The sequence below is a fragment of the Streptomyces sp. NPDC005195 genome (genome assembly GCF_040608315.1).
Lineage (GTDB): Bacteria > Actinomycetota > Actinomycetes > Streptomycetales > Streptomycetaceae > Streptomyces > Streptomyces kaempferi.
This window is the reverse complement of the sequence record NZ_JBEXHZ010000022.1, coordinates 84419-102241: the sequence shown is the minus strand read 5'-3', so window position 1 is coordinate 102241 and position 17823 is coordinate 84419. Positions and strand designations below refer to the sequence as shown.

Annotated in this window: 15 protein-coding genes; 7 read left to right on the top strand and 8 right to left on the bottom strand. The window is 71.6% G+C overall.

Features of this window, described 5'->3' with window-relative positions; all coding sequences use genetic code 11:
* Positions 1-128: 128 nt before the first annotated feature.
* From ABZV34_RS22690 to ABZV34_RS22680, 3 genes are all read right to left on the bottom strand, one after another.
* A complete protein-coding gene (locus ABZV34_RS22690; protein WP_356279413.1) occupies positions 129-920 on the bottom strand; it encodes a serine protease in 792 nt (263 codons plus the stop codon).
* Positions 921-1296: 376 nt separating this feature from the next.
* Complete coding sequence (locus tag ABZV34_RS22685) at positions 1297-4164, bottom strand: AAA family ATPase (RefSeq protein ID WP_356279410.1); 2868 nt, start codon at positions 4162-4164, stop codon at positions 1297-1299.
* Positions 4165-4450: 286 nt separating this feature from the next.
* On the bottom strand, positions 4451-5290 hold the full coding sequence (locus ABZV34_RS22680) for a helix-turn-helix transcriptional regulator (RefSeq protein ID WP_356279408.1): 840 nt from the start codon (positions 5288-5290) through the stop codon (positions 4451-4453).
* 101 nt (positions 5291-5391) lie between these two features.
* Between ABZV34_RS22680 and ABZV34_RS22675 the strand changes: the two genes are divergently transcribed.
* Both ABZV34_RS22675 and ABZV34_RS22670 read left to right on the top strand, forming a co-directional pair.
* Positions 5392-7071 (top strand): AMP-binding protein, encoded by a 1680-nt coding sequence (locus ABZV34_RS22675; protein ID WP_356279405.1) that lies wholly within the window; start codon positions 5392-5394, stop codon positions 7069-7071.
* Positions 7068-8681 (top strand): AMP-binding protein, encoded by a 1614-nt coding sequence (locus ABZV34_RS22670; protein WP_356279402.1) that lies wholly within the window; start codon positions 7068-7070, stop codon positions 8679-8681. Before ABZV34_RS22675 ends, ABZV34_RS22670 begins: the two co-directional genes overlap by 4 nt.
* A gap of 47 nt (positions 8682-8728) precedes the next feature.
* On the opposite strand, the gene ABZV34_RS22665 is transcribed toward ABZV34_RS22670, so the two are convergent.
* Complete coding sequence (locus tag ABZV34_RS22665; protein ID WP_356279399.1) at positions 8729-9775, bottom strand: hypothetical protein; 1047 nt, start codon at positions 9773-9775, stop codon at positions 8729-8731.
* Positions 9776-10132: 357 nt separating this feature from the next.
* Here ABZV34_RS22665 and gcl point away from each other — a divergent pair, with 357 nt between their 5' ends.
* Positions 10133-11917 (top strand): glyoxylate carboligase, encoded by a 1785-nt coding sequence (gene gcl / locus ABZV34_RS22660; protein WP_356279396.1) that lies wholly within the window; start codon positions 10133-10135, stop codon positions 11915-11917.
* Between the two features lie 217 nt (positions 11918-12134).
* Here gcl and ABZV34_RS22655 read toward each other — a convergent pair whose 3' ends face one another.
* A complete protein-coding gene (locus ABZV34_RS22655) occupies positions 12135-12422 on the bottom strand; it encodes a hypothetical protein (protein ID WP_356279393.1) in 288 nt (95 codons plus the stop codon).
* A 233-nt stretch (positions 12423-12655) separates the two neighbouring features.
* Positions 12656-12880, bottom strand: a complete 225-nt coding sequence (locus ABZV34_RS22650) for a hypothetical protein (RefSeq protein ID WP_356279390.1) — start codon at positions 12878-12880, stop codon at positions 12656-12658.
* 217 nt (positions 12881-13097) lie between these two features.
* Here ABZV34_RS22650 and ABZV34_RS22645 point away from each other — a divergent pair, with 217 nt between their 5' ends.
* Both ABZV34_RS22645 and ABZV34_RS22640 read left to right on the top strand, forming a co-directional pair.
* Positions 13098-13655, top strand: coding sequence for a hypothetical protein (locus ABZV34_RS22645; RefSeq protein WP_356279388.1), 558 nt, complete (start codon positions 13098-13100; stop codon positions 13653-13655).
* Between the two features lie 11 nt (positions 13656-13666).
* Positions 13667-14344, top strand: coding sequence for a hypothetical protein (locus ABZV34_RS22640; RefSeq protein WP_356279385.1), 678 nt, complete (start codon positions 13667-13669; stop codon positions 14342-14344).
* 669 nt (positions 14345-15013) lie between these two features.
* Here ABZV34_RS22640 and ABZV34_RS22635 read toward each other — a convergent pair.
* Positions 15014-15904: a 2-hydroxy-3-oxopropionate reductase gene (locus ABZV34_RS22635; RefSeq protein ID WP_356279382.1), complete on the bottom strand. Its 891-nt coding sequence runs from the start codon at positions 15902-15904 to the stop codon at positions 15014-15016.
* Between the two features lie 53 nt (positions 15905-15957).
* The gene (locus tag ABZV34_RS22630) at positions 15958-16815 is read right to left on the bottom strand and encodes a TIM barrel protein (protein WP_356279379.1); all 858 of its coding nucleotides are present in this window, start codon (positions 16813-16815) and stop codon (positions 15958-15960) included.
* Between the two features lie 183 nt (positions 16816-16998).
* Here ABZV34_RS22630 and ABZV34_RS22625 point away from each other — a divergent pair, with 183 nt between their 5' ends.
* Both ABZV34_RS22625 and ABZV34_RS22620 read left to right on the top strand, forming a co-directional pair.
* Positions 16999-17250 carry a hypothetical protein gene (locus ABZV34_RS22625; RefSeq protein WP_266702829.1) on the top strand — a complete coding sequence of 84 codons (252 nt, stop codon included), beginning with the start codon at positions 16999-17001 and terminating at the stop codon, positions 17248-17250.
* Positions 17247-17615, top strand: a complete 369-nt coding sequence (locus tag ABZV34_RS22620; RefSeq protein ID WP_356279376.1) for a helix-turn-helix domain-containing protein — start codon at positions 17247-17249, stop codon at positions 17613-17615. Before ABZV34_RS22625 ends, ABZV34_RS22620 begins: the two co-directional genes overlap by 4 nt.
* The last annotated feature ends 208 nt before the right edge of the window (positions 17616-17823 follow it).

Genomic DNA, 17823 nt, shown 5'->3' with positions numbered 1-17823 from the left:
TGCCGGACCCTCCGCCGGACGTGCCTGCCGTGACGGGGGTGTGGAACAGGGGGCGTTGCGGGCCGCTCGTGGAGGCCCGCAACGCCCCCTGGTCTGTGCCTGAGCGATGCTCAGGAGTGGTTCGGTGACTACGAGTTGATCTGCGTCTTCACCAGGTTCGAGAAGGTCGTCAGGCGGGTGTACACGCCGGGGTAGCCGGCCTCCGCGCAGCCGTTGCCCCAGGACGTGATGCCGGCCAGCACACCGCCGATGAGCAGCGGGCCGCCGCTGTCGCCCTGGCAGGTGTCGGTGCCGCCGTTGGTGTAACCGGCGCAGACCATGTCGGAGGCCACGTAGTCGGAGCCGTACGAACTCCTGCAGCTGGAGTCCGAGACGATCGGGACGGTCGCGGTGCGCAGCTGGTTGGAGGAGCTGCCGCTCTCCGACGTGGTGCCCCAGCCGACGATGCGGGCGGTGGAGCCGGCCGCGTACACGCCGGTGTTCGTGGAGGCGACGTACGACGCCGGGGTGTACGACATCGACGTCGACAGGGTCAGCACGGCCACGTCGTCGCCGTTGGTGGCGTCCGTGTAGCCGGGGTTGATCCAGATCCTGCCGACCTTGCTGACGGTGCCGTTCGTACCGTTGAGGTACGTTCTGCCGCCGATGACGCGGACACTGCTCGTCGTCTCGCCGACCATGCAGTGGGCGGCGGTGACGACCTTGTTGGCCGCGACCAGGGTGCCCCCGCAGAACTGGTTCTGCGAGGCGTCCGTGATCTGCATCATGAACGGGTACGCGGTCGTGGTGGTCGTCGTGCCGCCGACGATCGGCTGCGGGGCGGCGACGGCGCCCGGTGCGCACAGGAGAGCCGTCGCGGCGGCGGCAGCGGCCGCCGTACAGAGAGCGGCTGTCTTCGTGGCGCGGTTGAGCGCGAACATGGATCTCCTCAGAAGTTGCCGGTGGGGGGACGCACGGGTGTGGGGGGTTGGACACGGCGCCTGCGGGCAGACGCCGTGTGCCCGAGCGAGCGGCACGACGCTCACGCTAGAAGCGGGAGCGTTCCGCTTCCAAGGGGGGAACTCCCTAGCGGAGTTGGAGGAGGGAAAACCCTTGGCTGCACGGACCGGGGTTTAGCGTAAGGTCCGGCCCCTCCCGACAGCCCGCACCGCCCTGCACGGCGTCACCCACACCCACCGGACGGCCCGACCGGCCCTGGTGAGAGTCCTGATGACAGGTCGTCAGTGATGGGGCACGACGCCCCGGGTGCCCCGACGGCCGGCGCGCCACCCCGATATCGGTCACCCGATACCGGGTTCATCCGTTCCTGCGCCGCGCCGCCAGCCGGACGATGTCCACCCGCGACCGGATCCCCAGCTTCCGGTACACCCGGGTGAGCGTGGCCTCCACGGTCTTCACGCTGATGAACAGGCGCGCCGCGATCTCCCGGTTCGTGGCGCCCTCCATGACGAGTGCGGCGACCTGACGCTCCGTCGCCGCGAGGGTGTCGAGCGCCGCGGGAGCCGGCGCGGCCTGCGTGGGCCCGGTCACCGGCGCCGTAGTCGTCGCGGTCGCTCTCTCCACCTGACGCAGCCAGGGCATCGCGCGGCAGCGGCGGAACAGGCGGGTCGCCTCGTCGTACGAGGTCGGGCCCGGCGTGGGGGTCCCCCCTGTTCGACCGAGGCCGAGAGCTTGGGGGAGGGTCCGCACGTGCGCCAGGGCGTACGCGGCGCGGGCCTCCTCCAGCCCGTAGCCCAGCTTGCCGAGCCGGTCCTGCGCCGCGGTCAGCTGCCGTACGGCGGGACCCTGCTCGCCGCGCGCCGCCCGGACCAGCGCCTCGGCCCGGTCGAGCACCGCGAGCACGCTCTCGCGGCCGAGCCGCAGCGCCCGCGCCCGTGTGGCGTCGATGACGTCCTGCGCCTCGACCGGCTCACCGATCCGCACCAGCGCTTCCGCGAGGTCGCCGTGCCAGCGGCCGCGGGCCGGGTCGGTGACCCCGAGCCGCTCCTCCAGCTCCCGTACCCGGCGCAGGGACCGGACCACCGCCACGGAGTCCCCGGCGACCAGCTGGGCGTGCCCGAGGGCGCCGAGGGCGCGCGAGAGATAGACGAGGTCGCCGTCCTCCTCGGCGCGGTCCACGGCCTCCCGCGCGAGGGTGAGCGCCCGGTCCACGTCACCACCCGCGGCCTCCGCGAGCGAGGTGAACATGGCGGTCGCCGCCTCGCCGATCCCCGTGTCGCGGGCGAGCCGCAGGCTCTCGCGGGCCAGGTCCAATGCCCGCCCGCAGTGTCCGGAACGCAGCTCGGTCTCCGCGAGGCCGCGCAGGAAGTGCACCTCGCTCTCGACCATCCCGCGCCGCCGCACCTCGCGCAGCAGGGCGGTGATCGTGGTGCGCGCCTCGGCGAGCTGGTCGCCCATGATCAGCCAGCGGAAGCGGACGGCACCGGCGCCGTTGTGATCGCACGCCACCCGGGGATCCTGCGGCTCGCGCAGCGCCCGCTGGATGGTCGCGGGCGCGCCCGGGTGGCCCATCAGGGTCTCCATCTGCGCCTGGAAACCGAGCGCGAGGAGTTCGGTGGGCCGGTCCCCGGCGCGGGCGGCGAGCTGGGCGGCGATGGCGGCCTCCTCGCGGCCCTTGGTCATCTCGCCCTCGACCAGCAGCGCCCGCCAGGCGAGCTGATAGCGCACCAGCGCGAGCAGCCGCGGGTCCTCACCCGCGTCCGCGAGCGCCTGCGGGAAGACGGCGTCGACCTCGGCCATGGCCTGCCCCGCCGCGTCGATGACGACCATCCAGCCCCGTACGCGGTCGGCCGGCGCGGTGACCCGGCGCAGCGCGTCGCGGGCGATGTCCCGCGCGAGGTCCGACTCGCCGGCGGTCAGGGCGTCCTCGGCCGCCTGCAACCGCCGTTCGTCCGGGCCGGGCTCGGCGTCCACGGGAGTGTGCCGGGCGGCGAGCAGGCCGAGCCCGGCGGCGACCGACGGCGCGCCGCGGTCGCGGGCCGCGGCCGCCGCCTCCCCGAGCCGCGCGGCGACCTGTGGATCGGTGCCGGTCGTGGCCAGGGCGAGGTGCCGGGCCCGCTCGATGGGGTCGGAGGCCGCCGTGGAGAGCGCGACGTGCGCGGCGCGGCGCTCGGCGGCGCTCGCCTCCGCGTACAGGGCGGCGGAGATGAGGGGATGCGCGAAACGGATACCCGGTGTCTCGCGTTCGGTCGCCAGCAGTCCGAGCGAGGCCGCGTGCGCGGTCTCGGCCTCGGCGTCCGCACGCCCGGCCGCGTGCAGCAGCGCCACCGTGGGGCGGGCCCCCGCGCTCGCGACGAGCAGGGTGCGGCGGGCCTCGGCGGACAGCATCTGCAGACGGCTGAGGACGAGCGCGCGCAGCGAGGTCGGTACGGGCAGTGGTTCACCGGGGCTCGGCCGGGTCGGGCTCTCGGCGAGCGCGCGGCCGAGCTCCAGGGCGAAGAGCGGGTTGCCGCCGCTGGTGCGGTGGATGTCGCGGACGGTGGAACGCGACAGCCCGGTGTGGCCGCGGTGGCCGAGGAGTTCGGCGGTCTGTGTCCGGGAGAGCGGGTTGAGCCGCACGGCCAGGGTGTTCGGCGGGGACGTGCGTAGATAGGGGTCGTGCTGTTGGTCCTGCGGATCGGTGTCGGTACGCACGGCGCACAGCATCCGTACGGGCATCTCGCCGAGCCGGCGGGCGGCGAAACCGAGCAGCTCGGCGCTGGCCGGGTCCAGCCACTGCAGGTCGTCGGCGACGATCAGGACGGGGCCCCGCGCGGCCAGCGCCCGGAGCACGGAGAGGACCGCGAGCCGCAGGGCGAGCCCGTCCCTTTGCAGGGTCGACTCGCCACGGCCGGTGAGGGCCGACTCCAGGGCGGTGCGCTGCGGCGCGGGCAGCCGGTCCGAGACCGTGTCCACCACCAGGCCGAGCAGGTCGGTCAGCGCGAGGAAGGGCAGATGCGATTCGGACTCGGTCGCGGAGCAGCGCAACACGGTGTGCGCCGATTCGGCGCTTTCCGCGGCCAGCGCCCGCAGGACGGTCGACTTTCCTATTCCGGCGGGGCCGTGCACCAGCAGGCTGCCTCCGCCGGCGAGCTGCTCGCGTGCCGCCGCGAAGAGCTCCTCCCGGCCGATGACCAGGTCGGGGCGGGGTCTCGCAGGTTCCTTGAAGTCCCCTCGCACGGTCACCGCTCCCCTCGCATGTCGTGTCCGGGCCAATGTTAGGCAATAACTCTTTGAATTTCGGACTCTCGGGGTGGTGAGGGAAATAACAGGAGCTATGCATAGGGCATTTCAGAGTACGACCCATTGAATGGAACATCCAGGCCGCCCACCTCCCGCCCACCGCCCGCAAACCGTCCGCCCACCGCCGGCCGCCCACCACCGCACACCGTCCGCCCGCGAAACCGCCGCCCGCAGAACCACCGCGCCGCAACCGCCGCCCGGACATCACCCCTTCCTACGGCACCCCTTCCTACGGCAGCAGTCCGGCGCGGCGTGCCGCGATCACCGCCTCCCAGCGCGTGTGGGCGCCGAGCTTGCGCATCGCCGACCGCAGATATCCCTTGACCGTCTCGGGGCGCAGCCCCAGCCGCTGTGCCGCGCTTCCGTTGGTGGCGCCGGCCGCGACACAGGCCAGGACGTCCACCTCGCGCGGGGCGAGCCCGACCTGCGGTCCGCCGGGCTCGGGGGCCGCCGCGCCGGCCAGGCGCCCGCACACGTCGAGGAGTTCGGCCCGCAGCGCCGGGTCGCCGATACGCGGTGCCAGCGCCCGCAGCGCCCCGTGCGCCTCCCGCACCTCCTCCCACGCGGCGCTTCCGGTCACCGGCTCGGGCTCCCGCGCGACGGCCAGCAGACCCCGCGCCTCGTCCCGTACGACCAGCGCCTGCTCCACGTCCCGGGCCGCCGCCACGGCCGCGCCGAGCGTGCGGTCACCCAGGGGCTGCGCCGTCCGCAGGGCGCCGTACAGCACGCCGCGCACCCGGCGGCGTACGACCACGGGCACCGCCAGCACCGAGCACAGTCCCTCGGTGGCGACCGCCACGTCGTACTCGTGGCTGATCTGTCGCGAGGCCGAGTAGTACGTCACCGCGCAGGGCCGCGCGAGGGCCACCGCCTTGCCGCCCAGACCGTTGCCCGACGACACCGCGAGCGCGCTGAGCGCGGGCGTCGCCGTGCCGCTGAGTTCGCTGATGCGCACCTGCGCGCGCCCGGACTCGACCAGGCCGCCGAACGCGACCGGCAGTCCCGTGACGCGCCGCAGCCCTACCAGCGCGGCGCGCATCTCCACCGCGTCGGCCGTTTCTGCTGCCACCTGTTCGCCCCTTCGTCGCGGCGCACCCCCGTTCGGGGGTAGTGAGACCTCCCTGACGGAATACACGATGTTAGGCGGTGGTCCGGCAACGAGGAGGACACATGACGGTGACGACGGACGCGACGGAGCGATTCCGCGCCGCGCGGGACTTCCTGCTGGAGCACCGGGAGGACTACGCGACGGCGTACCAGGGCTTCGAGTGGCCGCGTCCGGACTCCTTCAACTGGGCACTCGACTGGTTCGACGTCATCGCGCGCGGCAACGACCGCACCGCCCTGCACATCGTCGAGGAGGACGGCGCGCGCGCCGAGTTCTCCTTCGCCGCGCTGTCCGAGCGCTCCGACCGGCTGGCCAACTGGCTGCGCTCGCGGGGCGTGCGCGCCGAGGACCGGATCCTCGTCATGCTCGGCAACCAGGTCGAGCTGTGGGAGACGGCCCTCGCCGCGATGAAGCTGCGTGCCGTCGTCATCCCGGCGACCACGCTGCTCGGCCCGGCCGATCTGCGTGACCGCGTCGAGCGCGGCCAGGTCCGGCACGTGATCGTGCGCGCCGAGGACACCGCGAAGTTCGACGAGGTGCCCGGCCGTCACACCCGGATCACGGTCGGCGGCGGACGGCCCGGCTGGCAGCCGTACGAGGAGGCGTACGCCGCCGACGCGTCGTTCGAACCGGACGGTGTGACCCACTCGGACGACCCGCTGATGCTCTACTTCACCTCCGGTACCACCGCCCGCCCCAAACTCGTCGAGCACACGCACGCCTCGTACCCGATCGGCCATCTGTCGACGATGTACTGGATCGGGCTCGAGCCCGGCGACGTGCACCTGAACATCTCCTCACCGGGCTGGGCCAAGCACGCCTGGTCCAACCTCTTCGCGCCCTGGAACGCGGAGGCCACCGTCTTCATCCACAACTACACACGTTTCGACGCGGGCCGGCTGCTCGCGGAGATGGACCGGGCCGGGGTCACCACCTTCTGCGCCCCGCCCACCGTGTGGCGCATGCTCATCCAGGCCGACCTGACGCAGCTGCCGACGCCCCCGCGCGAGGCCGTCGCCGCGGGCGAGCCGCTCAACCCCGAGGTCATCGAACAGGTGCGGCGGGCCTGGGGGGTCACCGTCCGGGACGGGTTCGGGCAGACCGAGACGGCCGTCCAGGTCTCCAACAGCCCCGGTCAGCGGCTCAAGACGGGTTCCATGGGGCGGCCGAGCCCCGGCTTCCGCGTCGAACTCCTCGACCCGGTCTCCGGCGCGCCGGGCGTGGACGAGGGGGAGATCGCGCTCGACCTGTCGAGCAGGCCGGTGGGTCTGATGACCGGCTACCACGGCGACCCCGACCGCACCGCGGAGGCGATGGCGGGCGGCTACTACCGGACGGGCGACATCGGCGCACGCGACGCCGACGGCTACCTCACGTACGTGGGCCGGTCCGACGACGTCTTCAAAGCCTCCGACTACAAGATCTCGCCCTTCGAGCTGGAGAGCGCGCTGCTGGAGCACGAGGCGGTGGCGGAGGCAGCCGTCGTCCCGGCGCCCGACGCGCTGCGGCTCGCCGTCCCCAAGGCGTACGTGGTCCTCGCGGCGGGCCACGAGCCAGGTCCCGACGTCGCCAAGGTGCTCTTCGAGCACTCGCGCACGGTCCTCGCGCCGTACAAGCGCATCCGGCGCCTGGAGTTCGGCGAGCTGCCCAAGACGGTGTCGGGCAAGATCCGCCGGATCGAGCTGCGCGAGGCCACGGCCGCGGGCTCGGACGCCGAGTACCGCGAGGAGGACTTCCGGTGACCGAACTCTCCTACACGCACGGCACGAGCGGGACCGCTCTGCTGGGTGACACGATCGGGGCCAACCTGGACCGGACGGTGTCGGCCTGGCCGGACCGGGAGGCCCTCGTCGACGTGCCCTCGGGGCGACGCTGGACGTACGCCGAATTCGCCGCCGACGTCGAGGGGTTGGCGTACGCGCTGCTCGCCTCCGGTGTCGCCAAGGGCGACCGGGTGGGCATCTGGGCGGTCAACTGCCCGGAGTGGGTGCTCGTCCAGTACGCGACCGCCCGCATCGGCGCCGTCATGGTGAACATCAACCCCGCCTACCGCACCCACGAGGTCGAGTACGTCCTCCAGCAGGCCGGCGTCTCGCTGCTGGTCGCCTCCCTCCGGCACAGGACCAGCGACTACCGCGCGATGGTCGAGCAAGTGCGGTGCAACTGCCCGCGGTTGCGGGAGACCGTCTACATCGGCGACCCGAGCTGGGACGCGCTGATCCGGCGCGGGACGCCCGATCTGTACGACGACTTCTGGACCCGCGGGAGCGAGCTGTCCTGCGACGACCCGATCAACATCCAGTACACCTCGGGGACCACCGGCTTTCCCAAGGGGGCCACGCTCTCCCACCACAACATCCTCAACAACGGCTACTTCGTGGGCGAGTCGATCGCTTACACCGAGCAGGACCGCATCTGCGTCCCCGTGCCCTTCTACCACTGCTTCGGCATGGTGATGGGGAACCTCGCGGCGACCTCGCACGGCGCGTGCATCGTCATCCCGGCCCCGTCCTTCGATCCGGCCGCGACGCTGCGCGCGGTCCAGGACGAGCGCTGCACCTCGCTGTACGGCGTCCCGACCATGTTCATCGCGGAGTTGAACCTCCCCGGATTCGCGACGTACGACCTGTCCTCGCTCCGCACCGGGATCATGGCGGGCTCGCCGTGCCCGGTCGAGGTGATGAAACGGGTGGTCGCCGAGATGCACATGGCGGAGGTCTCCATCTGCTACGGCATGACCGAGACCTCACCGGTCTCCCTGCAGACCCGCCGGGACGACGACCTGGAACACCGCACCGGCACCGTCGGGCGGGTGCTTCCGCACCTCGAGGTCAAGGTCGTCGACCCGGTGGACGGTGTGACCCGGCCCCGGGGAACCTCGGGCGAGTTGTGCACCCGGGGCTACAGCGTGATGCTCGGCTACTGGAACGAGCCCGGGAAGACCGCCGAGGCCGTCGACCCCGGGCGCTGGATGCATACCGGGGACCTCGCCGTGATGCGCGAGGACGGGTACGTCGAGATCGTCGGCCGCATCAAGGACATGATCATCCGGGGTGGCGAGAACATCTATCCGCGGGAGGTCGAGGAGTTCCTCTACGCCCATCCGAAGATCGCCGACGTCCAGGTGGTCGGAGTGCCCCACGAGCGGTACGGCGAGGAGGTGCTCGCCTGCGTCATCGCCCGTGACCCGGCCGACCCGCCGACGATGGCGGAACTGCGCGCCTTCTGCGAGGGCCGGCTGGCCCACTACAAGATTCCCAGCCGCCTGCGCATCCTGGAGGCCTTCCCGATGACGGTGTCCGGCAAGGTCCGGAAGATCGAACTGCGCGAGAAGTACGCCGACCGGGACTGACGGCCGCCCCGTGCTCTCCCGTGGCCGCCCCGGTGGCCGCCCGCCGGTCAGGCCCCCGTGGCGGTGAGTTCGTCCGCGGGGGCGTTGACCGGCTGCGGGGTGCCGGTGAGGTCGAGGACGAAGAGGGGGATCCCGAGCCGGTCGGCGCCGGAGCGTGCGTCGTCCGTGTAGCCGGCCAGCGAGAAGTAGACGCACCGCGTGGACTCGCTCATCGCCGTCAGCCACAGGCACTCCACGTCCCGCAGCGAGGCGGGGCGGACCGTCGGGTCCACCTGGGCCAGGACACCCCGGGCCGCGAGCCCGATTCCCGACGGCGGCCGCTGGTCGGCCCTGCGGATGTCGCGGTAGCCGAGCCAGCGCAGATACAGCGCGGCGGCCGTCACGGCGTCCCGCGCGGTGCGGATGGTGACCGGCTGGAACGCCCGGCGGGGTGTCGGGGCGGTGGAGGGAGGCGGGGAGTGGTCGGGCGCGCCGCCCTCCGGGGGCGGAACGTCGGCGTGGTGGCCTTCGCCCGGAGCGGAACCGTCGTGGGAGGGGCCCTCGGCGGACCGCGCGGGCGCGGCGCCCGCACCGGAAGCCGACGACGCCTCGCCGGCCGGCGGGGCCGTCGCCCCGGCCCCGTGCGGGGCGGACGTCTCGGCGCCGCGTGGGGCGGACGCCTCGGCGGTGTGCGGGGTGTGGGCCTCGGCCGGGTGCGGTGCGCGCTCGGGGGTCTCGTCCCGGCCGGCGTCCGGCTCGGCGGCGGTGCCCGGCGCGATCCCGGCGCGCGGCGGTCGCCGTACCCGTCCCGGCCGTATCGCTCGTACCGGAATCCGCAGCACGGTCCCGCACACGCAGCCCAGTTCGGGATGGGGCCACTCGTCCTCGCGGCCGCAGGCGTCGCAGGGCACCTTCACCCAGTCGTCGTCCCAGACGCGGTGCGTCACGGGTACGGGATCCGCGAGGCGGTCGAGCGCGGGAGTGACAGGGGCGCCGCAGACGCACGGGTACGACGACGCGGCGAAGAGATGCTCGCGGCGGCAGGCCGGACACCGCACCGGCACGCTCTCGGCCATGGCCCACTCCAGGACGTCACGTCGGGACAGCGCGTCCATCGTCCTCCAGGGAAGGGGCCGCCGACAGCGAAACGCCCCGACAGCCTCGGGACCTTCCGCCGCACCTTCCTCCGGGCCTGCGTCCGCGCCTTCCTCAGGGCCTGCCGCCGTACCTTCCTCCGGGCCTGCCGCCAGGCCCTCCCCCCGGGGGAGGGCGCCGGGCGGCCGCCCTTGACGGCTCCTGGCAAGCCACCTACATTGTTTCCAGATAGTAGAAGTTAGTTTCCGCAATGTGGAATTTAGCGATTACAGCATGCGGAACGGAACGCGAAGTCATCCACGGATCACCTACGGAATCACCAGCTCTCCGCGGGGCGCGACGGAGCGCGAAACCGACAGCCGAAGCAGGAGTACTCCATGGCTCGTATGACCGCTGCCCGCGCGGCAGTCGAGATCCTCAAGCGCGAGGGCGTCAGCAACGCGTTCGGCGTCCCGGGTGCGGCGATCAACCCCTTCTACGCGGCCCTGCAAGCCGCCGGCGGGATCAGCCACACGCTCGCCCGGCACGTCGAGGGCGCCTCACACATGGCGGAGGGGTACACCCGGACCCACCCGGGCAACATCGGCGTCTGCATCGGTACGTCCGGACCGGCCGGCACCGACATGATCACCGGGCTGTACTCGGCCATCGGCGACTCGATCCCGATCCTGTGCGTCACGGGCCAGGCCCCGACCGCCGTGATCCACAAAGAGGACTTCCAGGCCGTCGACATCGCCTCGATCGCGAGGCCCGTCACCAAGATGGCCGTCACCGTCCTGGAGGCCGCGCAGGTCCCCGGCGTCTTCCAGCAGGCCTTCCACCTGATGCGTTCGGGCCGCCCGGGCCCGGTCCTCATCGACCTGCCCGTCGACGTGCAGCAGACGGAGATCGAGTTCGACCCCGAGACCTACGAGCCGCTGCGCGCGTACCGGCCCACCGCCACCCGCGCCCAGATCGAGAAGGCGCTCACCCTCCTGGGCGGGTCCGAGCGCCCGCTGATCGTCGCCGGAGGCGGTGTCATCAACGCCGACGCCTCCGAACTCCTCGTGGAGTTCGCCGAGTTGACGGGCATTCCGGTCGTCCCGACCCTCATGGGCTGGGGTGTCCTGCCCGACGACCACGAGCTGAACGCCGGCATGGTGGGTTTGCAGACCTCGCACCGCTACGGCAACGCGACCTTCCTGGAGTCCGACTTCGTCCTCGGTATCGGCAACCGGTGGGCCAATCGCCACACCGGCAGGCTGGACGTCTACACGGCGGGGCGCACGTTCGTCCACGTCGACATCGAGCCCACGCAGATCGGCAGGATCTTCGCCCCGGACTACGGGATCGCCTCCGACGCGAAGGCCGCCCTCGCGCTGTTCGTCGAGGTGGCACGGGAGTTGAAGGCCGCGGGGAGTCTGCCCGACCGGTCCGGGTGGGCCGCCGCCGCGCAGGAGCGCCGGGCCACCCTCCAGCGCCGTACGCACTTCGACGACATCCCCATCAAGCCGCAGCGCGTCTACGAGGAGATGAACAAGGCCTTCGGGCCGGAGACCCGGTACGTCTCCACCATCGGTCTCTCCCAGATCGCCGGCGCCCAGATGCTGCACGTCTACCGGCCCCGGCACTGGATCAACTGCGGCCAGGCGGGCCCGCTCGGCTGGACCGTGCCGGCCGCGCTCGGCGTCGCCACGGCCGACCCGGAGGCCCCCGTGGTCGCCCTCTCCGGCGACTATGACTTCCAGTTCATGATCGAGGAACTGGCCGTCGGCGCCCAGCACCGGATTCCGTACGTCCATGTCCTGGTGAACAACTCCTACCTGGGTCTCATCCGGCAGGCGCAGCGGGCGTTCGACATCGACTTCCAGGTCAAGCTGGAGTTCGAGAACATCAACTCGCCCGAACTCGGCGTCTACGGCGTCGACCACGTCAAGGTCGTCGAGGGCCTCGGCTGCAAGGCGATCCGGGTCACCGACCCGGCCGACCTGGGCGCCGCCTTCGAACAGGCCAAGAAGCTCGCCGCGGAGTTCCGGGTGCCCGTGGTCGTCGAGGCGATCCTGGAGAGGGTCACCAACATCTCCATGTCGACGACGAACGACATCGGCAACGTCGTCGAGTTCGAGGAGGTCGCGACCGACCCGGCCCACGCGCCGACCTCGATCAGGACGCTGAAGGTCTGACCCCGGGCGCGCGTCGCCCCAAGCCCGGGCGCCGACCGTACGGCCCGCCCCCCGTGTCCGGAGGCGGGGCCGTCACCGTGACGCCTCGACGGGCGAACCGACGCTGCCGGCAGACCTGTTGGGCGGCCCCGGGTTCGGACATCGGGCCAAGATGCCGGGCATTTTCCGACGGGACGTCAGGACGACTTGTGCGCACGGACATCGGTCGCGCCGGAGGTCATGACACAAAGGTCCGGAGCATTCCGGTTTCGGTCAGCTCGGTCCGGAACTGTGCGAGTGCCTTTCGTACGCCGGTCCGCCGCAGCAACTCGCCCATGCCCGCGGGGCGGTAGAGGGAGGCGTGCCCCGCCCGTTCGAGCGGGTGCGCCGTCCGGCGCGACGGGTGCTCAGCGGCCGCGCGCGACCGTGACGCCCGCATCGTGCCCGGCCGGCCGGCCTCCACCGCGCCCCGCAGGCGCAGGGCGAGCACGGCGACCGTCACCGCGGCGCGGGGTCCGCCGCGCACCAGGGCGACGGCACAGGGATCCGGTTACTCCGACATGCCGTCGCCCATGGCGCCCCCCGTGTCACTCCCGCCATGAGGCCCGCCGCCCCCGTGCCGGCGGGCCTCATGTGCCGAGAATGTGCCCTCGCCGGGGGCGGGGTGAAGCCCTCGGAGCGTTGTTCAGAGCTTGATTTGAGGGTTCCGTAGGCGGCGTACGTCCGGTGGCGTACAGGGGAGGCGCGCGGTGCCGGCCGTCACGGTGACGGGTGTTCGGACAGCCCCGGCCAGTCGTCCGGGCCACCGCCCTGCCAGTCGATGATGTCGCTCTCCTCGACCTCGATCTCGTCCAGGTCCGCCAGCCGCAGGATCTCGACGACATCGTCCAGGTGGTAGGCGATACCGAGTGTCTCGTCCCCGGCGGTGACCCGTCGCGACCCGTCCAGCCCTGGGGCGTGCACAACAATGCTGGGATAGTCCATGCCCTCAGGCTGCTGCCGGCGGGGCGGATGCGCACGCCGACGCACCCGGGGACGCCGGATACGGAAGATGATTCCGTATCCCGTATCCCGTATCCCGTATCCCGTATCCCGTATCCCGTATCCGGTGTCCCTGGCTCGGTGACGTACGAGGTGGTGTCCGTCCGGCGGCGCGCGGCCGGGCGTGACGGCGCGGTCGTGCCGCCGGACGGGGCCGGGCGTGGTGACCGCCCTCCTCGACCGCTCGGGCCTGACTCCCCGTACGGTCTACGACCTCACCGTCGACGACCTGCACACGTTCTTCGTGTGCGCGGGCGCCACCCCGATCCTTGTCCACAACTGCAAGGTCGCCCTGGGGTGGCAGAGGGGTGGGAAGCTCGACGAGTGGGCTCGGCTGCCCGAGAACAAGTTCACCACCTTCTCCAACGTGTCACCGAGGGACTTCGCACGTATGGCGGAAATGGCCATCGCCGACCCGAGCGTGATGTTGCACATCAACATGACGGGACTGGCCGAAAAGGGAACCTTCATGCACGCTGCCCAGCGCGGCCTGACGGGCGGGGAGGCCGGAGCTGCTGCCACGGACTACGAGATGTCCTTGATCGCGAGGGCGCTCGCCCATGGTCAGCGGCCGTGGAGTTCCATCAAGTTCTACTCCCCGTCGGGTCCGGATGGAGCCATGAGACTGGAGCCCCTGACAGATATGCCGGATCTGTCGATGTCGAAGGGAGACCTTGCCCCCGTGAAGGGTTCGGTCATCGGTTACTGCCACTGCTGAGGAGTCGATACATGGATCCCCATCGGAAAGACCCGTACCTGGACGTGACCGCTGCCGGCGGCCTTCTACCGGCGATGAAAGAGGCCGCGAAGCTGGACGGAGGTGAAATCTGGCCGGTGCCCTGGATCACCGACGCCATTGTCATCGAGACGGCAAGGGGTCATGTGTCGGTCGTTCCTGCCACCGAGGAGCGTCTATTCCGGGTGCGTGTCCATGTTCCCGGGTTCACCTGGGACGTTCCCGGGTTCACCTGGGATATCGGCTCGACGGGTGATCTCAGGTTGCTCGTGGAGATGGTCGTCACATGGCGGGACGGTGTGTCGTTCGACGAGTTGGCGGCGAGATTCACGTTTCTGGAGCTCGACGATTTCGCCAGGGCGCTCGAGAGGGGGGAGCCCACTTCTTCGCAGTGGGCTGACCTTCTGTCGGTCGAATACCACCGGAGGCAATGGAACCTTCTGCGCCGCCTCCATGCGGATGAGGTACTGCGGAACATGTTCCCGGTGATGTCACATGGTGCGGTCCGCCTGCGGGTGGATCTGTTCGACGGAGCGAGCCGGCAGGTCCGGGTTCATGAGCTGGACGGAGAGCGTTATGAAGTCTGCGCCGGGGTGCCCGGGGCCTCCTGGGTCGAGGTGCCGGCCGGTGATCTGATCGCCTGCCTGCGAGCTGCCTTGAACGAAGAGTGATCTCGACAGACCGATGAGGTCGAACCCCGTCAGGTAATTCCCGGCGGGGTTTCCTTCTGCGTCCCCAGATGGGAGCAGGGCGGCTTCGGAGGGCACGCCTGGGCGATGAACGGACGTTGTCGGCAAGGTCGGGGACTGGTGCAATGGCTGATGCTCCGCTACCAGTCCCGGCCCCTTCGAACCGGGCCGGCGGTTCTCCCGCACCGGGCTTTCCGGCATCGTCCACCGCCGTGCACGGGCCGTTGCCCGGCGTGTGTCGGACATGCCCTACGGCCCCACCGTGACTCGGGGTCGTGGAAGGCGGAGCGGGGACCGCGGCGGAGGCGCCGGGACCGGTGCTCCTTCCCTCAGGTCGAGAAGGGACTCCGGTACCCCGACCACCGCACTGGCTCGCCCGCCGCCGCGGTCCCGGTCCTGCCCGGCCGGCGCTGGATCACCCCTCATCCGGGTCCAACGCCGCCTCGGGCGGCTGGAGTGGAGGCTCGGGCCTCGCGCCGGGCGCGGGCCGCCTCCGCCACGCGTGACCGCAGGGCGGCCGCGTGGAAGTGGGCTGTTTCCCGGCGACGCCGTGCGGGAGGCCCCGCGCGAGGTCGCCGGCGATCGGTTCCGGACGGTGCCACCGCCTGGGCGCGACAGGACAGGTGTCGGCGGCGGCACCGCCCGGAAGTCTCAGAGCCGCGCGCCGGAGAGCCGCTCGACGGCCCGCAGCAGGGCCGAGTGGTCCAGGCCGCCGTCGCCCTGCGCGCGCAGCGAGGCCACCAGTTGGGCGACCACGGCGCCGACCGGCAGCGCGGCCCCCACGGTGCGGGCTGCGTCCGTGACGATGCCCATGTCCTTGTGGTGCAGGTCGATGCGGAAACCCGGCTTGAAGTCGCGGCTGAGGAAGTTGTCCTTCTTGCGCGTCAGGACGGTCGAGCCGGCCAGGCCGCCGTTCAGGACGTCGAGCGCGGCCCTCAGGTCCACGCCGGACTTCTCCAGGAACACCACGGCCTCGGCGCACGCCTGGATGTTCACGGCGACGATCAGCTGGTTGGCGGCCTTCACGGTCTGGCCCGAGCCGTGCGGACCGCACAGCGCGATGGTCCGGCCGAGCGCCTCGAAGACCGGCTCGGCCGCGTCGAAGTCGGCCTGCTCCCCGCCGACCATGATGGACAGCACGGCCTCGACGGCGCCGGCCTCACCGCCGGAGACCGGGGCGTCGAGGACGCGGATGCCCTTGGCCGCGGCGGCCTTCGCGAGGTCCACGGAGGTCTGCGGCGTGATCGACGACATGTCGATGAGCAGCGCTCCGGACCGCGCGTTCTCCAGGATGCCGTCGGGCCCGTACGCGATGGCCTCGACCTGCGGGGAGGCGGGCACCATCGTGATCACCACGTCGGCGTCGCGCACGGCCTCGGCGATCGACCCCGCCGCCGTGCCGCCGGCCGCGGCCAGCCGCTCCAGCTTGTCCCGCTCCAGGGTGAACCCGGTGACGTCGTACCCGGCCTTGATCAGGTTCTCCGACATGGGGGAGCCCATGATGCCGAGCCCGATCCACGCGACCTTCGGGAGTTTGCTCATGAGGGTGCCTTCCTGACGTCTCTGACAGGCTCTGCGCGTCGGTGGGGTGCCGCTCAGCGGGCGGCTCGGGCCGCGGCGGGCAGCCAGCCGAAGGCCTCGGCGCTCGGGCGGTCGCCCGGCTTGTACTCCAGGCCGACCCAGCCCGCGTAACCGGCCTCGCGCAGTTGCCCGAGCAGGTCGTCCAGCGGGAGCGTGCCGGTGCCCGGCGCACCGCGGCCGGGGTTGTCGGCGATCTGCACATGGCCGGTCTTCTCGGCGTACGCGGAGACCGCTTGCGACAGGTCCTCGCCGTTCATGGACAGGTGGTACAGGTCCATGAGGAATCTGGCGTTGCCGAGGCCGGTCGCCTCGTTGACCCGGTCGACGACGGCGACGCCGGCCGCGGCGCTCACCAGCGGATAGTCCGGTGACTCGGGCCGGTTGAGCGTTTCGATCAGCAGGATCGCGCCGATCCGGTGGGCCGCCTGCGCCGCGAGGACCAGGTTCTCCAGTGCGAGCGCGTCCTGTTCGGCCGGGTCCACGCCCTCGACGCGGTTGCCGTACAGGGCGTTGAGCGCCCCGCAGCCCAGCGACCGCGCGAAGTCCGCCGCCACGTCGACGTTGGCGCGGAACCTCTCCGACTCCACGCCCGGGATCGACAGCGCGCCCCGGTCGGGACCGGGCAGCCGCCCGGCGTAGAGGTTGAGGCCCGTCAGTTGGACGCCCGCGTCCTCGATCGCCCGCTTCAGGGCGTCGAGTTCGGCGGGTGCGGGAGTGGGGGAGTCGACCCAGGGCCACCACAGCTCGACCGCGGTGAAGCCGGCCGCCGCGGCGGCCGCGGGGCGCTCCAGGAGCGGGAGTTCCGTGAAGAGGATCGACAGATTGACGTTGAAGCGCTGCTGCGCGGCCGTGCTCGACGCAGAACCGGTCATGGACTCGGCGCCCCCTTTCATGTCGACAGGTCCGGCGGCCGGTGTTCGCGCCGGCCACCCAATTTCCTAGCTAATTCCACATTGTGGAAGTTAGTTTCTGCTTAATGGAAGGTTGCCGCCGGGTCGCGGGGCTTGTCAAGAGGGGGCTGCCGGAAAATCGACGCCGAGCAGTAGGTTGAGCGGGTGCGATTGAGAGTGGAGTTCACGACCGAGCCCTTCGACCTCGACGAGGCACCCCCGCACGCGCTGGTCGCCCGCGAGGTCGTCGAGGCGGCCGCGCTGGACGCCGTGGACGTCGGCCCGTTCGGCAACACCGCGGAGGGCGGCGCCGATGCCGTGCTGGACGCCGTCGACGCACTGCTGCGCAAGGCTCTGGCCGCGGGCGCCACGCGGGTCTCGCTGCAGGTGAACGTGGTCGGGGAGGGCGATAAGTGACCGGTACCGGGGACGATCCCTTCGTCGCGGCGGTCAAGCCGCTGGTCGACGCCATGGGCGGCGAGATGCTGGCGCCGGGCGAGGCCGGACCGGACGACGTCGTGCTCTCCTGGGAGGGCGCGGACGTGGTCGCCGTACGCCTGCCGCAGCTCGCCGACTCGCTCGATCACATCCTGGCCGCCCTGGAGCGCAAGCACGGGATGCCCCTGGCCGACCTCGACCGCAAGGCCAAGCAGGAGGTCGTACGGGTGCTGGAGGCGCGCGGGGCCTTCTCCGTGCGGCACGGCGTGGAGACCGTGGCGAGCGCGCTCGGGGTGAGCCGCTTCACCGTCTACAACTATCTGAACCGCGAGAAGCAGGTCTGAGGGGAATCCGGAGAGCCCGCTGGGCGCGGGGGATTCGGAAGGGGCGGGCGCCCTCACCGGCGAAGACGAGCAGGTCGGAGGCCCGGCGGACCCTCCTCTTCCGGCCGGCCGGCCCGTCGTGGGACCGCCGCCGACCGGATCACCCGGACGGCGGTTTTTGTTACCCGGATTTTTCAACAAAGTGTTGACGTGATGTTTTCGAGGGCGT

Excerpts from the sequence above, each read along its gene's own strand:
- ABZV34_RS22690 (WP_356279413.1), bottom strand. The coding sequence starts at position 920 with ATGTTCGCGCTCAACCGCGCCACGAAGACAGCCGCTCTCTGTACGGCG.
- ABZV34_RS22675 (WP_356279405.1), top strand. The coding sequence starts at position 5,392 with ATGACGGTGACGACGGACGCGACGGAGCGATTCCGCGCCGCGCGGGAC.
- ABZV34_RS22665 (WP_356279399.1), bottom strand. The coding sequence starts at position 9,775 with ATGGACGCGCTGTCCCGACGTGACGTCCTGGAGTGGGCCATGGCCGAG.
- gcl (WP_356279396.1), top strand. The coding sequence starts at position 10,133 with ATGGCTCGTATGACCGCTGCCCGCGCGGCAGTCGAGATCCTCAAGCGC.
- ABZV34_RS22650 (WP_356279390.1), bottom strand. The coding sequence starts at position 12,880 with ATGGACTATCCCAGCATTGTTGTGCACGCCCCAGGGCTGGACGGGTCG.
- ABZV34_RS22640 (WP_356279385.1), top strand. The coding sequence starts at position 13,667 with ATGGATCCCCATCGGAAAGACCCGTACCTGGACGTGACCGCTGCCGGC.
- ABZV34_RS22635 (WP_356279382.1), bottom strand. The coding sequence starts at position 15,904 with ATGAGCAAACTCCCGAAGGTCGCGTGGATCGGGCTCGGCATCATGGGC.
- ABZV34_RS22630 (WP_356279379.1), bottom strand. The coding sequence starts at position 16,815 with ATGACCGGTTCTGCGTCGAGCACGGCCGCGCAGCAGCGCTTCAACGTC.